Source organism: Elusimicrobiaceae bacterium (assembly GCA_017520185.1).
Lineage (GTDB): Bacteria > Elusimicrobiota > Elusimicrobia > Elusimicrobiales > Elusimicrobiaceae > Avelusimicrobium.
Window position 1 is genome coordinate 196,789 of the sequence record JAFXGO010000030.1, and the last position, 17,669, is coordinate 214,457.

General features: G+C 42.8%; 11 protein-coding genes and 1 tRNA gene. 8 read left to right on the forward strand and 4 right to left on the reverse strand.

Features of this window, described 5'->3' with window-relative positions:
• Nucleotide 1 precedes the first annotated feature (1 nt).
• Nucleotides 2-676 carry a 7-cyano-7-deazaguanine synthase QueC gene (queC, locus tag IKL48_05850; GenBank protein MBR3604174.1) on the forward strand — a complete coding sequence of 225 codons (675 nt, stop codon included), beginning with the start codon at nucleotides 2-4 and terminating at the stop codon, nucleotides 674-676.
• A gap of 9 nt (nucleotides 677-685) precedes the next feature.
• A complete protein-coding gene (locus IKL48_05855) occupies nucleotides 686-1,144 on the forward strand; it encodes a hypothetical protein (protein MBR3604175.1) in 459 nt (152 codons plus the stop codon).
• 283 nt (nucleotides 1,145-1,427) lie between these two features.
• Here the strand turns inward: IKL48_05855 and IKL48_05860 are convergent, their stop codons facing one another.
• Genes IKL48_05860 through IKL48_05870 form a run of 3 tightly spaced genes read right to left on the reverse strand, consistent with a single transcriptional unit; the run spans nucleotide 1,428 to nucleotide 4,159 of the window.
• Nucleotides 1,428-1,835: a hypothetical protein gene (locus tag IKL48_05860; GenBank protein ID MBR3604176.1), complete on the reverse strand. Its 408-nt coding sequence runs from the start codon at nucleotides 1,833-1,835 to the stop codon at nucleotides 1,428-1,430.
• 15 nt (nucleotides 1,836-1,850) lie between these two features.
• Complete coding sequence (locus IKL48_05865; protein MBR3604177.1) at nucleotides 1,851-2,675, reverse strand: inositol monophosphatase; 825 nt, start codon at nucleotides 2,673-2,675, stop codon at nucleotides 1,851-1,853.
• Nucleotides 2,672-4,159, reverse strand: a complete 1,488-nt coding sequence (locus tag IKL48_05870) for a TM0106 family RecB-like putative nuclease (GenBank protein MBR3604178.1) — start codon at nucleotides 4,157-4,159, stop codon at nucleotides 2,672-2,674. The genes IKL48_05865 and IKL48_05870 overlap by 4 nt, the downstream gene beginning before the upstream one ends.
• Nucleotides 4,160-4,270: 111 nt before the next feature.
• On the opposite strand from IKL48_05870, the gene IKL48_05875 reads away from it, so the two are divergent.
• From IKL48_05875 to IKL48_05895, 5 genes are all read left to right on the forward strand, one after another.
• Nucleotides 4,271-4,702 carry a hypothetical protein gene (locus IKL48_05875; GenBank protein MBR3604179.1) on the forward strand — a complete coding sequence of 144 codons (432 nt, stop codon included), beginning with the start codon at nucleotides 4,271-4,273 and terminating at the stop codon, nucleotides 4,700-4,702.
• A 213-nt stretch (nucleotides 4,703-4,915) separates the two neighbouring features.
• Nucleotides 4,916-13,267: an SDR family NAD(P)-dependent oxidoreductase gene (locus IKL48_05880; protein ID MBR3604180.1), complete on the forward strand. Its 8,352-nt coding sequence runs from the start codon at nucleotides 4,916-4,918 to the stop codon at nucleotides 13,265-13,267.
• A gap of 80 nt (nucleotides 13,268-13,347) precedes the next feature.
• Nucleotides 13,348-13,989 (forward strand): 4'-phosphopantetheinyl transferase superfamily protein, encoded by a 642-nt coding sequence (locus IKL48_05885; protein ID MBR3604181.1) that lies wholly within the window; start codon nucleotides 13,348-13,350, stop codon nucleotides 13,987-13,989.
• Nucleotides 13,990-14,004: 15 nt separating this feature from the next.
• Nucleotides 14,005-15,609, forward strand: coding sequence for an acyl-CoA carboxylase subunit beta (locus tag IKL48_05890; GenBank protein MBR3604182.1), 1,605 nt, complete (start codon nucleotides 14,005-14,007; stop codon nucleotides 15,607-15,609).
• Nucleotides 15,610-15,748: 139 nt separating this feature from the next.
• A complete protein-coding gene (locus IKL48_05895; protein ID MBR3604183.1) occupies nucleotides 15,749-16,813 on the forward strand; it encodes a sigma-70 family RNA polymerase sigma factor in 1,065 nt (354 codons plus the stop codon).
• Nucleotides 16,814-16,852: 39 nt separating this feature from the next.
• Here the strand turns inward: IKL48_05895 and IKL48_05900 are convergent.
• A tRNA-Arg gene (locus IKL48_05900) sits at nucleotides 16,853-16,926 on the reverse strand.
• Nucleotides 16,927-17,048: 122 nt separating this feature from the next.
• Between IKL48_05900 and IKL48_05905 the strand changes: the two genes are divergently transcribed.
• Entirely contained in the window at nucleotides 17,049-17,642 is a 594-nt protein-coding gene (locus IKL48_05905; protein ID MBR3604184.1) for a nitroreductase family protein, read from the forward strand.
• Nucleotides 17,643-17,669: the final 27 nt, after the last annotated feature.

Below are 17,669 nucleotides of genomic sequence, written 5' to 3' on the forward strand. Positions count from 1 at the left end.
TATGCAGAAAAAGAAAGCAATTGTTTTATTTTCCGGCGGATTAGACAGTACCACCTGTTTGTACTGGGCTTTAAATCAGGGATATGAGTGCGAAACTTTAACCGTTTCTTATGGCCAAAAACATGAGAGAGAGGTGCGTGCCGCCAAAGAAATAGCCAATAAACTCGGCGTGAAACAACATTTTGTGACACTTGATTTTCCGTGGCTTTCCAGCAGTTCTTTGGTGGATAGTAAACAAGAAATACCGGATTTGCCTATAGAAGAAATAGAAAGCGGCAAAATCCCTTCTACCTATGTGCCGGGCAGAAACTTGGTGTTTCTCTCTATTGCCGCTTCTTTAATGGATTCTTTGCATGCCGATGCAATCGTGGCAGGACCAAACGCGATTGATTTTTCCGGTTATCCCGATTGTACCCCGATGTTTTTTAAGTCTGTAGCAGAAGCCATTAACAGAGGTACGGAACGAGGAGTAAATCAAGGTGTGGAGGTGTTGGCACCGTTGATGGACTTAAGTAAGGCCGATATCGTAAAACTAGGCCATAAACTTGGGGTGCCTTTTGCGTTAACCTGGAGTTGCTATAATGGGGGGGATAAACCTTGCGGTTATTGTGACTCTTGTAAATTGCGTGCTCGTGGTTTTGCAGAAGCCGGTGTAATAGACGAATCTGTGAAATAAGGAGAAAAAATGAAAAAAATATTTTTAATTTTTTTGTTTTCTTTGATAGGTGTTTGTTTGCGTGCGAATGAAACCCAACAGATCCAAGAAGAAAAAAAGGATCCTGCCGTTGTGACACAATCACAAAGAAAAAAACTATTTAAACAACGCAATAAAGAAATCCGAAAATTGGTTAAAAAATATCGCAAGGCATCTGCAGAACAAAAGTCTCAAATTAAAACCCGTTTGTCAGAAATTGTTTCTCAAGCGACGGATGAAAGTATAGCGTGGTCTAAAGAGCGTATATCGGCAGAGAAAGAAAACTTGCTCCAATGGGAGAAAAAACTGCAAGAACAAGAGCAACATTTGCCCGAAGTAAAGGCACGTCGTGTAGACGAAATTTTAAGCGGAGAGGCTGAACGAAGGCATAAATTGGCCAAGAAACGTTGGAAAAAAGAACTCAAAGACCGCAAACAAAGAATGAAATAATTTAAAAAACCGCGCTAAAAGGCGCGGTTTTTTGATGAGGTGATCCTTCTAAATCAGGGAGAGATACCAGTTTGTCCTCACCAGCAAACTCATATCTCCCCTGCTCCCCCGTTTATCCCCTGATCGGTTGCGTCCTTGCGCGCAACATTTTGGCTGAAATCAATGCTGTGGACGAGGGTTCATATCATCAGTATAGCAGAAAGGAAAATATTTGCAAGAATCAAAAATTAATTAGATTAAAATAAAAATCCCCTGCTTTGAGCAGGGGATTTCTTGATATATCTTAAAATAATCCGGAACTTTCTAAAGCATTGAGTGCTTGGGCAATGTCACTCACCACAATAATAAAGCGTGCGTGGCCATGATTGCAACAGGCCCCGTAAATGGTGGTGATATTGATATTTTTCTTGTGAAGCACATCTCCGATATCCGTCACCACACCCAAACGGTCCGGCGTTTCTATACAAATGGCGTCTGTTTTTACGCTGGTATATCCGGCTTTTGTTAACGCATGGCTAACATTGGAATTATAATTTACGGCAGCGCGCACAATAGCGGAATCAAAACGAACGTCCTGAGAAATGGCAATCATATTCGTTTTTTCCTGCGTGAATAAACTGGCAAATTTTTTTAATGCACCCGGTTCATTCGGTATAAAAATACTATATTGTTTGACGACACTGATAGACATGATGTAATCCTCTTATCAAACCTGTACTTCCATAGGCGAAGCATTTTGATGTTCGCCGCATGCATCTTCTTTTATTATATCAAACATTTCGTGATGGATTTTACCATTTGTTGCTAAAGTTTGACGTCCGAAATCTTCCAATAATTTCCACTTTTTATTTTGATAGTCCGTCACTTTGCCACCGGCTTCTTCTAAAATCAGTTTTCCGGCTGCGATGTCCCACGGATTTAAAGAGTCTTCCCAATATCCGTCAAATCTCCCTGCCGCTACCCAACACATATCCAGCGCAGCTGAACCTAAGCGACGAATATCATGACATGAAAGGATAAATTTTTCAAAACGGTTTAAAAGAGATTTCATGCGTTTTTCTCTAACATAGGGAAAACCGGTCACTAATAAAGCGTTTTCTAGTTTTTTAACAGATGAAACGTGTATTTTTTTACCGTTTAAGCTGGCCCCTTTCCCTTTGCGAGCTAAAAACATTTCGTCCATGCACACATCGTATACTCCGCCTAAAATGATGTCATTTTTATAAGCCAATGCTACCGAAACGGAGAAATGTGGCATACTGTGTGCAAAGTTGGTGGTTCCATCAATAGGATCAACAATCCATTTATAATCCGAACCGGTATTTTTTAAACCGTTTTCCTCTGCTAAAAAATCATGATGGGGAAAATTTTTTTTAATGATTTTTAAAATAGCATTTTGACAGGCCACATCTGCCTGAGTGACCAGATTGGCTTTGGCCTTAAGGTCAAAGCCCACTTTGCCCAAATGACGGCGTGCTATTTTGCCGGCTGTTTGCAAACATTCTTTTAATGTGTTGAATTCCTGGTTCATTTTAATTTTAAGATTTCGGTTGATTTTAATTTTTCTTCCAAATACAGCATGGCTTTGCAGTCATCTTCGTTGTACATGAGTACTTTATTAAGCAGTTCCTCATTACCTGTTTTAAGCCAATTGGTAAAATAAACCATACTGTCCATTGCACCACAATCATCTTGTCTCCAATTAAAGCCAAAAGCTGGTGCCGCCGCTTTTAATGAAAAACTTGGAGCCGGCAGATAGAAGGCTTTTTGCGCAGCCACTTTTAAATCAAAACACAGGCTGACCAAACGGTTAAGTTTTTGTTCGTCATGTTTGTTTTCTTGGGCCATTTTTCGCATTTTTTTGGCTTCATATTCCGTCCAATGATAGAGGACAGTATTGTCGGGATCTTTTATATAGTCGTAAAACTGTTCAAAAATCTTAATTTCTTCTTGCGGTGTCTTGGCTACGAAAGAAACATATTTGTCTTCTTCTTTGTCCCAAAGACCAATTAAGTACACAAAAGAAACATTATCTTTGGTAAAGGTTTCAGTGGCTTCAAAATCAAAGTATAAATTATGTTTTTTAGCAGGTGGGGGAAAATGCCCCTCCTCTTTTAGTACCGGTTTATTATGCAAATAAGCAACAGAATTGTAATAAGCATCGGTGGCAAACGGTTCTTCCAACAGAGTGCGCAATTTTTCCAATCCGAAGCGGGCTACGTCATCGGTCGTGTTCATGCCGTAAATGCGCAGACATTGACGCATTTCGGCACTTAAAGCAGGCAACATTTGCAAATCTTTACTTTCCGCCACTACCTTGTTGGCATATATACGCCAGGGCGGATTGGCAGCTTTGGGTGGCTTGTGTGCTTCGGGGCGGACTTTGCCGCTGGCAATCATGCCAAAGTAGTTTAATTCACGCAATAGCCTCTGTTCGTGATCTAAATAATCCACTTGCACCGTTTTGGTTTTTAATTCCACTCTGGTATACCGGCAGGTATATTTTTGAATATCGGATAAAATGTGATTAAGTAAAGAAACTTGCAATGCGTAGTGCTCTTTTAAATCATGGGCACGTTTAAACTGAACAATGCGGTAATGATACGGCCCGAAGATACTTTTTCCCTCATCAATGCGCTGTAAAAGATTGATACTTCCGTATACGTTTTGCGGCAAATTCCATAAAACGGCATTGGCGATGGCCGGCTTTCCCTCTGCCATAGCGCGTAAGGTGTATTTAAATCGATCCGTTTCATTTTCGGCACGAATAAATTCCACACCCGGAAAATGGTTTTTAATCCAAATATCGCGGTTGTTTCTATCTGTGCGAACTTTTAAATTTTCATAACGGTTTAATTCGTGAACGGCACTTGCTTGCGGAGCATGAAAGGAACACCAAATACCGAAAGGGTCTTCTAATAAAGAAAACATTTTTGAAGCATTAAAATCGGTCTTGTCCGGAGCTCGTCCGGCAGAAAATTGGTCAAAAAGAGTGGTAATTAAGGTTTCGTCCATTACTTACATTGTATATCTTTTTGATGTTTCTTGCACTTTCTGTGCTTTGCAAGTTTGCAAAGAGAGAGAAAAAATCTCCTTTTCCATATAAAATATGATAATATAATGTATATGCTAAACGCTTTACTTTTTCAATTAATCGGATTTGTCGTGTGTTTTGTTTTGCTGTTTTATTTTACGGCAAAATATCGTGCCGCATTGGTACGTGAAACGGATTTGGATTGCCCGGTAGAAGATTTGACGGTGATGACGGTGGCAAAACCTGCCTTTGCTTCTCGCGCTTCGATTTTGAGTTCTTTGCAAAATACATCTGCCTTGGAAGTGGCTGATTTGAAAGAAAAAGTGAAAGAATTGCATTATCGTTTAGAAGAACAAAAATTAGCGCAGGATAAAAATAATGCCGAAATGGGCAAATTGGTAGCCCGTATGGAACAGCGCATTTCCACTTTTGAGCAAGAATATATCACAAAATTGCAACCGACTTTGCTGAGTCTGATTGAAGAATTGGAAAATATCAAATTATCGGAAAAGAAAGAAAAGTAAAAAAGGTGCCGATTTTGCAAAACCCGCTTTTTAAAAAGCGGGTTTTTTGTTTTTGTGTTTTAAAAAATAAGTTCAAAAAAATAAAATCTAATTTGTTGACTTAATTTTTGGAAAATAAAAAATTTAAAAAAAGGTTTTAAAATGGTCTTGTATCCCCCAAATTTAATATAATATATCCATATATAGAGTTTTACCAAAAACTCGGGAGACAAAATGAACAATAAAACCAAAGAGCCTATTGCTATCGTCGGCATTGGCGCCATCATGCCCGGAGCTTTAAGTAAAGACGAGTTCTGGAACAACATTCAATCTGGTAAATATTGCATTACAGAAGTACCTAAATCTTATTGGGATCCTGCTCTTTTTTACAGCCCCGATCATAAAGCCGAAGATAAACTTTATTCCACCATCGGCGGATTTATTCCTCAAGAATTTAAATTTAACTCCATTCAATACCGCATTCCACCTCAAATTGCCAAGCAAATGGATACGGTACAATGCTTAGCCATTGAAACCACCCGCATGGCTTTGGAAGATAGCGGTTATGATAAAAAAGAATTTGATCGCAACCGTTGTGCCGTTATCGTGGGGAACTCTTTAGGCGGTATGAAAAATGAAAAATCCAATACTCGCTTAAACAAGCCGTTCTTTTATGAAATTTTAAAAGAAACCCAAGTTTACAAATCTCTTACACCGCAAGCCGAAAAGCAGATGATGGCGGAAATGGACGAAAGTTTCCGTCAGAAATACACGCCGATTACCGAAGATACTATGCCGGGAGAATTACCCAATGTTATCGCCGGTCGTTTGGCCAATGTATTTGACGTGCACGGTACCAACTTTACCGTAGATGCTGCTTGTGCCACTTCGTTGGCTGCGGTGGATCAGGCCGTTAACGGTTTGCGCGAAGGTAATTTTGATATGGCCATTGTGGGTGGTGTAGATCAGATGATGTCTCCCTCTGCTTACATCAAATTCTGCAAAATCGGTGCCTTATCAGAAAAAGGTTCGTGTCCCTTTGATGCCAAAGCCGATGGCTTTGTAATGGCTGAAGGTGCCGGTACGGTGATTTTAAAACGCTTGAGCGATGCGGTAAAAGATGGCGACAAAGTATACGCCGTTATTCGTGCCGTAGGTGCTTCTTCTGACGGAAAAGGTAAAGGTATTACCGCTCCGAACCCGAAAGGGCAAAAAATTGCCGTCGAAAAAACCTTTGAACAGTTAGATTATACTCCGGGTGACGTGGGCCTGGTGGAAGCGCATGGTACCAGCACTCGCGTAGGCGATGCGGTGGAATTAAATGCATTGTATGAAATTTTCTCCCCGTATGCTAAACCGGGCACCATCGGTTTGGGCAGTGTAAAAAGCCAAATCGGTCATGCCAAAGCCGCTGCCGGTATTGCTTCTTTAATCAAGACTTCTATGGCCTTATATAATAAGGTACTGCCTCCTTCTGTAAATTTTGAAACCCCGAATCCGACGGTAGATTGGGCCACCAGCCCTTTCCGCGTGATTACCAAGGCCGAAGAATGGACCACCGATAAAGTGCGCCGTGCCAACGTATCCGCTTTTGGCTTCGGAGGTACTAACTTCCACGTTGCGTTGGAAGAAATGAATGACGGACTTTTGAAAAAGGAAACCGAAACCAAAGTCTGCTGTGAAAAAATTTCTACCCCCGTTGTTGAGGAGAAATCTGTAATGAATAGCAACAATTATGAGCTGCGTGTTCCGGGAGAAAAAATACAAGGTGATGTTTTGACTTTCTCTGCCCCGACCAAGCAGGAGTTGTTTAATGAATTGGGCAAAGCCGTTTTGGCCATTAAATATGACCCGACTTATTTACCCTCAATTTCCTATCAAAATCATATTCAAAAACCGCAAAAATTTGCTGTTTCCATCAATGTGGAATCGCCGGAAAAATTGAAAGATAAAATTGAATTTTTCATCAAAATTGCCAGCGGTCAAGACGTATGGAGTCAAGATTCCTTATATTTGAAAATGAAAGGAATTTATCCGTTTACTCCTAGTGAAATCAAACCGAAAGTTTGTTTTATGTTTCCGGGACAGGGCTCTCAATATGTAGATATGATGAAAGATTTGGCCTCTAAATATAAAGTGGTGCAAGATACTTTTGACGAGGCTGACCGCCATTTGATGAATATTTCCGGTCAAAATTTAACCGATACTTTGTGGAGTAAAGCTGGCGAAACCAAAGAGCAAATTGCCGCGCGTGAAGAAGCTATTCGCAAAACGGAAATGACGCAGCCTGCCATGTTGACGGCGGATATTGCCATGATGCGCTTGTTGTCTTCCTTCGGTATAAAACCCGATGTGGTAATGGGGCATAGTTTGGGTGAATATGCCGCTGCAGTAGCTGCCGGTATTTTTGATTTTGAAAATGGTTTAAAAGCTGTTTGTACACGCGGTAAAGTGATGTCCGAAATCCGCGTTGAAGATAATGGTAAGATGGCCTCTGTGGCTGCTCCGGCTGAACAGGTGGCTCCGGAACTTAAACGTATTAACGGTTATGTAGCCGTAGCCAATAAAAACTGCCCGACTCAAACCGTTATTGCCGGTGCCAGCAAGGCCGTTGATGATGCTATTGTTATGTTTACCAATATGGGCATTCAAGCGGTACAGATCCCTGTTTCCCATGCGTTCCATTCCGAAATTATCCGCCCTGCCATGCCGCAGTATCGTGCCTTCTTGGATACGTTAGAGTTCCACTCTCCCAAAATGCCGATTACCACGAACGTGACGGCGGAATTCTATCCCAATGATCCGGAAAAAATTAAGGATTTGATGGTGACGCAAATTGCTCATTCCGTAGAATGGATTAAACAACTCAAAACCACTTATGAATCCGGCGTTCGCTTGTTTGTGGAATGTGGTCCCAAACGCGTGCTTAGTGCTTTAGCCACCAACACCTTATCTGATAAAAAAGATATTCGTGTATTGGCTTCCAACCACCCGAAAAAGGGCGGTATTACAGAATTCAACGATTTGTTTGCTAATTTGATTTCCTCCGGCATTGCTATTGATTGGACCGGTACGGATATGGCAGGCAACAATTCTTGCTATAACCCGGCCTTTGCTAAATGGGTGAACCCTGCCACCACTGTATCAATTGAAAAAGTGCAAACTCCGGCGCAAACTCCTGTCGAGGAAAAACCTTGCCAGACACAAGCCAAAGACGCTGTCTGTTATCATAAAGATATTGTTATCAGCGGTATTTCTGCGGGTGGTCCCGGTAGTTGGGATAAAGTATTTCGTGAAGGAATCTTAGACGAAATTTTATCCGGTCGCAATATGATTGAGTCCGTCAGCCCGGAAATTCAACAACAACAAATTGATAAACATGTAGAGTTTGTTGTTAAATCACCAGACGGTAATCATCGTTTTGAACGCTTAACTTCTCCGACTCAGGCCATTAAATTAGCTGCCAAAGGCGGTGCTTTTGACCTGGAAAAAGAATTTGGTTTACCTGCCAAATGGGTGCGCTCTATGGATCGCAGTTTCCAATTGGCTATTGCTGCGGGTATTTTGGCTTTGAAAGATGCCGGCATTCCGTTGGTACTCTATTACAAACCTACCTCTACGGGCGGTTATTTGCCGGATCGTTGGGGCTTGCCGGCGGACATGATTGATGAAACGGGTGTAATTTTTACCTCCGCATTCCCCGTAGCCAATAGTATGATGGGGGATTTGACCAAACGGGTGTCGGGTCTGCTCAACAATAAAACGGCCAAAGAAGTTCGCGCTTTCTGTGATAAATTTATTGCCCAAATTTCTGACCCTGCTTTAAAAGCGGAGATTGAAAATTGGTATAACGAAAACTTTAAAGACAAGGAAGTAGAACCGCAAGCCTTTACTTCTGAATTTATCTTGAAAACCATTGCGATTGCTCACTCTCATTTCTGTCAATGGATTCGCGCTCGCGGACCAGCTACGGCAATGAGTGCTGCTTGTGCCTCTACTGCTCAAGCCATTGCAATTGCTCAAGACTGGATTAAGTTGGGCCGTTGTAAACGTGTGATTGTCATCAGTGCCGATGATATCAGCAATGATAATGTGGCTGAATGGATTTTGACGGCCTTCCTCGCCTCCGGTGCTGCTACAACCGAAGCCGAAGTGGCCAAAGCCGCTTTGCCGTTTGATCGTCGCCGCAATGGAATGATTGTAGGTATGGGTGCGGTATCTTTGGTGGTAGAAGAAGAAGCAGAAGTTATTAAACGCGGTATGAAGCCACTGGCCAAATTGTTAAATGCAGAAATTGCCAATAGCGGTTTCCATGTGACTCGTATCGACGTAAACCACATGGCTCAAGTCATGGACCGTTTGGTAGCTACGGCTGAAAAAGAATATGGCTTAAACCGCTCTGATATCGCTAAACAATTAGTATTTATTTCTCATGAAACCTATACTCCTGCTCGTGGCGGTTCTGCCAGCGCGGAAGCTTATGCGTTAAAGAGCACTTTTGGTGCGGACGTGGGTAGCGTTATCGTCAGCAATACCAAAGGTTTTACCGGTCACTCTATGGGCGCCGGCTTGGAAGATGCTATCGCCGTACGTTGCTTAAATACGGGCCTTGTACCGCCGATTGCCAATTTCCAAGAAGCTGACCCCGAACTTGCCGGAATTAATTTAAGCAAGGGTGGTCATTATGATTTTAAATATGCCTTGCACTTGGCGGCCGGATTTGGCTCTCAAGTAGGTATGACCTTGTTGGAAAGATCTTGGCAAGTGGGACAGGATCGTATCTCCGATGCCGCGCAGCATCAATCTTGGCTGAAAGAAATTTCCGGACAAGAAGATCCTGTATTGGAAGTAGTACAAAATACCTTGCGCATTAAAGATAACTATAAACACGGTGTCAAACCGGCTTTAGTGATGGAAGGATCCCAAGCTTTTGTAGATAAAGTAAAGCCGGCCAAAGCTGTTGCTTCTGTAGCGCAAGAGCCTGCGGAGCAAGCCGCCCCTGTACAAGCGGTAGCGGAGCAAGCCCCTGTGGTGACTGCTCCTGAAGTTGCCCCTGCTGCGGTGGTAGAACCTGTGGCAGTCTTACCGAGCCTGACAGAAGAAGACGTGACAAAAGAAATTTTGAACATCGTCTCCGAAAAGACAGGGTATCCGGAAGACATGTTGGACTTAGATTTAGACATGGAAGCGGATTTAGGTATAGATACGGTTAAGCAAGCAGAATTGTTTGCGATTATGCGTGAGAAATACCAAATTGCCCGTCAAGAAGGCGTGCAATTAAAAGATTATCCGACGATTCGCTCCATCATTAAATATGCTTTAGCCAATGCCGGTCAAAGCGCCGAGCAAGTGCCTGCGGAGCAAGCCGCCCCTGTACAAGCGGTAGCGGAACAAACCCCTGTGGTGACTGCTCCTGAAGTAGCCCCTGCTGCGGTAGTGGAGCCTGTACAAGCCCCTGTGGCGGAAGTAGCCCCTGCTGCTAAAGCCGTAGTTGCTTTAGATGAAGCTACAGTGACGAAAGAAGTAGTGTCAATGGTGGCTGAAAAGACAGGGTATCCGGAAGACATGTTGGACTTAGATTTAGACATGGAAGCGGATTTGGGTATAGATACAGTTAAGCAAGCAGAATTGTTTGCTGCTATGCGCGAACACTATGCCGTCGCGCAACAAGACGGTATCCAATTAAAAGATTATCCGACCATTCGCCATTGTATTAAGTTTGTATTAAGCAGTACGGCAGTCAACCAATCTTCCGTAGCGGAAGAAACGTCTGCGGTGACGGAAGCTCCCGTTGAGCCGACGCTTGCTCAATCTGCGGTGACGGAAGAAGAAAATGCTTTGCCTGTTATCAAAGTCACCAAATTAGCCGATGCCGTACCGGCGGCTGATCAGGTGAACAAACCTTCTGAAGAAATGTTGACCACCAATCCGACAGGTGAAATTAAGGAGAACACTTCTTTGGCCGAACGTCCGGAACGGGAAGGATATGCCGGAGAACACTGCCACGAAAAGAAACTGCGCAGTGTGACGGTGGTGGCCCCTGCTCCGTTGACAGAACGTGTCAATCGACATCTGTCTAAAGATCGTACCGTACTCATTTTTGCAGATAATTCTCAGCTGATTAAGGCTTATCAAGAAGAATTTAAGGAATTAGGGGTTAAAACGCACGTATTTACCACCCTTAAGACCCGCAGCAAAAACACGACGATTGTAAATTGGGAATCTTATGAAGAAACGGAAGCAGCGTTGAAAGAATATGCTTCCGAAGATCCGAACATTCAAGGTATTGTATATTTGTTGGGTGCCAGCGTGAAAAAATTTGACAAAAAAGTTAGCACGCATGGTGAACTGACTAAGTATGTCATGCCTTTGTTTATTGCTTTGCGTGTTTTTGAACGTGCGATGAGCAACCGTACCGATGCCGATACCTTCTTTGTGGTAAATACCAAAATTGACGGCAACTTCGGCTACACCACCAAAGATGAGTTTAATCCGATTACCGGTGCTTTGTGTGGAGGGATGACCTGTTTCCGCAAAGACGTTTACGAACGTACGGGTGCTTTGGGTAAACTCTTAGATTTTGAAAATACGGCTACCCCCGATGAAATGGCGCAAAAAACGATGGAAGAAGTATTACATGGAGATATGCGCTTGATGGTGGGTACTCGCGGTGGAGAACGCAGCACTATTTTATCAGTGCCGGTGCGCTTGGACCGCAGCGTAAAACGCTTTGACTTAGCTGGCAAAACAGTAATCTTTACCGGTGCCGGACGCGGAATCGGAGCGATGTTGAGTCAAAAATTGGCCGCTCAGTACAAGAGCAAAATTATTGTCTTGGATATTATTGAAATCCAAGAGAAAACGCCTCTTTGGGCTTCTATGAATGAGGCAGAACTGGCCGCATTGAAGAAGCAAATGTGGGAAGAATTAAAAGCCGATACGACTCAAAAAGCAACACCTGTTTTGTTGGAACGTGCTTTTGGTAAAGTGAAAGATTCCATTACCTTATACAATAACTTGCAGAAATTGCGTGAGTTGGGAAGCGAAGTGGAATATTACCATTGTGACGTGTTGAACAGCTCTATGGTTAAAGAAGTCTGCACCAAAATCAAAGCCAGAAATGGCCGCGTGGACGGACTGATTCACTTTGCCGGTTTGGAACGCTCTAAACTGATTTATGACAAAGATCCGGCCGAATATTACCGCATCTTTGACGTAAAAGCCAGCAGCTTTGTGACGTTCTTGGAAAATAATATCGTTCGTAATGGCGGCTTCTTTGCTTTTGCATCTTCTATCGCCGGTAAATACGGCAATTTGGGACAAAGCGATTATGCCTCTGCCAATGATTACTTGGCCAAGTCCGCACTTTCTTTGAGCAATCAGGGCTATCGTGCTATTTCTGTGGCGATGAGTGCTTATAAGAATGTCGGTATGGGTGTAAGAGCCGGTGTGGAAACGTTCTTGCGTTCCAACGGAGTGGATTTTGTAGATCCCGAAGACGGTATGCAAATTTTCTTAGATGAAATTGTATACGGAGATGTGCCTGAAATTGTATTGACGGGCTCTTTGGGCCTGTTGGATTGGGACCATCAACTTCGCTTGGATATGGACGAAATCGTGCCTCAGGGGGGAAATAATACCCCTGAGTCTGACGATTCCGATAAAGGAAACGGTGGTCCTTCCGCTCCGGTAAAGAGCGAAGAAACGCCTGCTGCTATTCAACCGGATCCTAGCAAGGCCAATCATTTTTTGAGCAAGGTCGTTTCTCAAACCGATCAAGAGATTCATACGGAAAAAGAATTTAATTTAGAATCGGACCCTTATTTGGCTGATCACGCCATAGAAGGTACTCCGTACGTGCCCGGAGTGATGGGGATAGAAACTTTTGTTGAAACGGCTACTGCTTTGAGCGGTCAGGTACCGCAAGGGTTGAAAGATGTGCATTTCTTCTTGCCTATTAAACTTTTGCGTAATCGTCCGCAAGCAGTGCGTGTAATCGGTAAAAATGAAAACGGTGAAATTTCTATGGAAATTGAATCCGACTTCATTAACAGCAAAGGTATTAAAATGGGTAATACCCGCCGTCACTTTACGGCTAAATCTTTAGCAAGCGGTTTTGTGTCTACGTGGAAGGAAGTTAAAGACCAGATTCAATTAGACACGTTGGCTTTGCCGCAAATCAGCAAAGAAGAAATTTATAAAAAATATTTTCATGGTCCCAGCTTTCAGGTATTAGGCGGCATTTTAAAAGCCGATAAAGAAAGTTCTTTGGCGCTCTACAACACGACGCCGCGCCCTCAATGGAGCGATGCAGAGAAGACCTTGTTGGCCAATCCCATGCTTATTGAAGCGGCTTTCCAATGTTGTGGATTTAGAGATATGGCCATTGAAAACAAGATGACCTTGCCCGACGGTATCAAAGAAATAGCCGTTTTCCATCGGGAAGTTCCTCCTCAAAAGTTATACCTTTATGGCCGTTTTAAAGGGTTAACTGCTGATGGAAAAACCTTACATGATGCCTATGTCTTTGACGAACAAGGCAATGTGTGGGTGGAAATACACGGTTATCAGGCCATCGGCCAATAATGAATTACCAAACGCAGTTTGTTAGCATAAAAGACCTGCCCCCAGCCGACTCTTTTTTATCCTGTTCGGAGAGCGCTTATTTGCAAACGCTCCGTGTAGAGAAACGAAAGGGAGATTGGCTTGGGGGCCGGTTTGCGTTAAAAGTGTTATTGGCGCGTCAAAGCGGTTTTTTGCCGGTATGCAGTTTGCCGGATCAGGGGGGAGAAATAAAAAAGATAGAAATGTCTGAGGCCGCCCTTCATATTCTCAAACAAATAGATATCGTCAAATTACCCAGCGGTGCTCCGCAAGTGTTTGTAGGTTCTGTGCCGGACGCACGCAGTGTGAGTATCAGTCATTCCAATGGTTGGGCGGTGGCGGCTGTATCAGATCCACAAACCTATTTGGGTATTGATTTGGAGAAGATACAAACGCGTAGCCGCGTATGGGCGGAAGAATTTTTCTTAGAAGAAGAAAAAGGACCTGCTACCGATGAACACTTAACCAAAGTTTGGACACAAAAAGAAGCCGTCTTAAAATTGTTGGGGCGTGGGCTTTCTTTAAATATGCGTGAAATTATTTTGATCAATAATGAAGTTCGTTTAAAGGGTCGCGCATTGCAAGTATGGCAGTCTTTGCAATCGCCGCATATTGTACTTAACTCAAACCGTTTTGACAATGATTTTATTTTTACCACAGCCTATGCCGTTGCTCCGAGTGCTGTGAAGTTTGCTAGAATATAAGTTAACGGAGGGCGTATGATAGAACTTTTTGATAATCCCAGAGAGGATAAAAAATCCGATCGTCCGGCTCCTAAGAGCCTTGTAAAATTCCGCCAGATTTATCAGGACGCGATGGCAGGCGCGGGTGAAGAAAAAAATAAAGCCCAAAATGCCAAAGGCAAATTTACCGCTCGAGAGCGTTTGTCTTATTTGTTAGACCAAGACAGTTTTTTTGAAATTAAAAGTTTGGTTGAAAGTAATTGCCATGATTTTGGTGTGGCCGATAAACATATTAAAGGTGATGGCGTAATTACCGGTTTCGGCCGTATTAACGGACGTCCGGTGGCTATCTTTGCCCAAGACTTCCCACAACTGGGTGGTTCTTTGGGGTTGGCCCATGCCCGTAAAATTGCCGATATTATGGATAAGGCTTTGGAAGCTAAAATCCCCGTTATCGGACTTTTAGACAGTGGTGGTGCGCGCATTCAAGAAGGGGTAGAAAGTTTAAACGGATATGGGGAAATTTTTTACCGCAATGTAAAAGCCTCCGGCAAAATTCCGCAGATTTCCGTTATTTTAGGGCCTTGTGCCGGTGGTGCTGCGTACTCTCCGGCTTTGACGGATTTTATTTTTATGGTAGAAGGTATCAGCCATATGTTTATTACGGGGCCGAACGCCGTAAAGGCCGCCACCGGAGAAGAAGTGGATTTTGATACTTTAGGTGGCAGCAAACCGCATAGCGAAAAGAGCGGAGTGTGCCAATTTGTGGCTAAATCCGAGCAAGATTGTTTCCGACAAGTGCGCGAACTACTGAGTTTTTTGCCCCAAAATAATGAGGAAAAAGCCCCTTCCGAAACTACCAGTGATATCGTGGACAGACCCGTACACGTATTGGAGCGCGTTTGCGAAATGGACCCTAAAAAGGCTTTTCGCGTGCATCATATCATTTGGCGTTTGGCCGATGATTTCGGTTTCTTTGAAATTCATCAAAACTTTGCCAAAAATGTGGTGACGGGCTTTATCCGTATGGGCGGAGAAGTGGTGGGCGTAATTGCCAATAATCCGGACTACTTAGGCGGTGCTTTAGACAGCGATGCTAGTGATAAAGCAGCTCGTTTTATCCGCTTCTTAAATGCTTTTAATATTCCTATATTAACATTGGTGGATACCGGCGGTTATTTGCCCGGTGTGCAACAAGAACATGGCGGTATTATTCGTCATGGAGCAAAACTTCTGTATGCCTATGCAGAGGCTACGGTACCCAAAATTACTTTAGTCTTGCGCAAAGCCTACGGCGGGGCTTATATTGCGATGGGCTCTAAGTTCTTGCGCGGAGATTTTAACTTTGCCTTCCCCAGCGCAGAAATTGCTGTAATGGGTCCGCGTGGCGCGGTGGAAATTTTATATTCCCGCGATTTGAAAAAAGAAACGGACGAGCAAAAGAAGGAAGAATTGAAACAAAAAATGACGCAAGAATATTCTGACAAGTTTGCCTCTCCGTATCAGGCCGCTTCTAACGGTTCTATTGATGAAATTATTGAGCCGTCCGAAGCGCGTAGCAAAATCATTAATGCCTTGCGCATTTTGAAGAATAAACGGGACCCGAAAAATCATACCAATACGGGAAATATTCCGTTGTAAAATATAAATACTATAAACCCCCGCTTATAAGAGCGGGGGTTTGTTGTTGTAAAGGCAATATTTACAAGCGCGAACGAAAAGAAAAAATAGTATCATATTGTTAGTAAGATTTTCTGAGATGATTTGATAGAATATAACTATGCAACACGAAACCCTGGACAGCGTAAATGAATATTTTAAACACTTGGGCCAAATCACACGGGAGATGAACCGTGAGGAAATGTCTGCGCTTTGGACACAGATTAAAAAGGGCAATAAAGACGCCAAAAACAAAATGATGGAAATGAACTTGCGTCTGGTAGTTCCGACGGCAAAACGTTTCCAACGGCCCGGTATGGAACTGATGGATTTGATTGAAGAAGGAAATTTGGGTTTGTTGCAAGCTATTGAGAAATTTCAACCAGAAAAGGGATATCGTTTTTCTACTTATGCTGTATATTGGATTGAGCAGTATATTCGCAAATATATTGAGGAACAATCCGGCGCGATTAAAATACCTTCCCATGCATGGGGAAACTTAAAGAAATGGTTTAAGGCTTGGAATAGTTTAAGAGAGGAAAACGGAAGGGATCCTTCTTTAAGCGAAATGGCAGCAGAGTTAGATTTAAGTGCTCGTCAAGTTAAAGCCATTATGGATACATTAAGCGCGGCAACAGGGGTGGATTCTTTGACCTCTGTCGTCGGAGAAGAAGACGAAATGACATTGGAGGATAAACTAAGTGATGACGGTAAAGGAAATCCGCATGATGTTTTTCTCCGTTCGGAAAATGCCCAAGTTTTGCAAAAAAGTTTGCTGGATTTAAATGATAGAGATAGAGAAATTTTAACATTGCGTTTCGGCTTGATTGATAATGAACCCAAGACACTGGGAGAAGTGGCTGAAAAAATGGGGCTTTCGCGTGAGCGTGTGCGCCAAATAGAAGAACGTGCTGTTAATCATATGCGCAAAGCAGCCAGAAAAGCCGGTTTGTTGGAGGGAAATCATGAAGATTGCCGCACGCGTAATTTACATGCCGGTTTATCTTTTAAGCCAAAAACCAATATTTTGGGCGAAGTGGTAGACCGTGGACCTTTGGCAAGGCTTTTGAGAAAACAGGCGGCGGCAAAGGAAAAACAAAAGAAAACAACCTCTACAAAGAAGACTGCCAAAAAAACAAGCAAACCCAAAAAAACAACGATTCGTTGTAAGAAATCTAAAAAATAATAAAACCCGCGTGTAAACGCGGGTTTTATCTTTAAAATACGCCCCCGGCGGGAGTCGAACTCGCAACCTTCTCCTTAGGACGGAGCTGCTCTATCCAATTGAGCTACAGAGGCTTACTGTCTATATTTTAGCAAGTTTAAAGGCAGAGGCCAACTTTTCTAATTAATTTATCTTTCTTTTAAAAAGAGTAAAAGGGCTTATCCTAAGTCATATACAAATAAAAGGGGGGGATATTATGTCTTTTATAGATTTAATTAAAAAACGCCGTTCTCGTTATCTATTAAATTCTAAAATTCCTATTTCGGAGCAGGAATTAGAGAAATTGATACAGAGCTGCATTAAATATACGCCATCGGCTTTTAATAGTCAAAGTGCCAGAGTGGTACTTTTGTTGAAAACGGCGCATAAATTATTGTGGGACTTAACATTGGAAAAACTGCGTTCTTTGGTGGCGGCAGATCATTTTGAGCCGACCCGAGAGAAAATAAATTCATTTTCTAAATCCTATGCAACGTTGCTTTTTTATGAAGATCAAAGCGTGATAGAGCGGCTGAAAAGCCAATTTCCCGCTTATAAAGATTCTTTTGACGAATGGTCAGTAGAGGGCAATGCCATGTTGCAATTTTCTATTTGGACGGCTTTGGCGGAAGCCAAAATAGGGGCATCTTTGCAACATTATAATCCCATTATTGATGCAGAGGTAGCGGCTGCTTTTCATATTCCAAACAACTGGAAAATGGTGGCTCAAATGCCCTTGGGCGGTTGCATGGGGGAAGAATCGGAAAAAACATTTTTTCCGATATCTCAAAGATTTCGAATAGAAAAATAAATCTCTCTTTTGTTGTGTAAATACTGT

What these genes read in the sequence shown, in the direction of transcription:
- queC (MBR3604174.1), top strand. Translation starts at nt 2, where the DNA reads ATGCAGAAAAAGAAAGCAATTGTTTTATTTTCCGGCGGATTAGACAGT.
- IKL48_05855 (MBR3604175.1), top strand. Translation starts at nt 686, where the DNA reads ATGAAAAAAATATTTTTAATTTTTTTGTTTTCTTTGATAGGTGTTTGT.
- IKL48_05860 (MBR3604176.1), bottom strand. Translation starts at nt 1,835, where the DNA reads ATGTCTATCAGTGTCGTCAAACAATATAGTATTTTTATACCGAATGAA.
- IKL48_05865 (MBR3604177.1), bottom strand. Translation starts at nt 2,675, where the DNA reads ATGAACCAGGAATTCAACACATTAAAAGAATGTTTGCAAACAGCCGGC.
- IKL48_05870 (MBR3604178.1), bottom strand. Translation starts at nt 4,159, where the DNA reads ATGGACGAAACCTTAATTACCACTCTTTTTGACCAATTTTCTGCCGGA.
- IKL48_05875 (MBR3604179.1), top strand. Translation starts at nt 4,271, where the DNA reads ATGCTAAACGCTTTACTTTTTCAATTAATCGGATTTGTCGTGTGTTTT.
- IKL48_05880 (MBR3604180.1), top strand. Translation starts at nt 4,916, where the DNA reads ATGAACAATAAAACCAAAGAGCCTATTGCTATCGTCGGCATTGGCGCC.
- IKL48_05890 (MBR3604182.1), top strand. Translation starts at nt 14,005, where the DNA reads ATGATAGAACTTTTTGATAATCCCAGAGAGGATAAAAAATCCGATCGT.
- IKL48_05895 (MBR3604183.1), top strand. Translation starts at nt 15,749, where the DNA reads ATGCAACACGAAACCCTGGACAGCGTAAATGAATATTTTAAACACTTG.
- IKL48_05905 (MBR3604184.1), top strand. Translation starts at nt 17,049, where the DNA reads ATGTCTTTTATAGATTTAATTAAAAAACGCCGTTCTCGTTATCTATTA.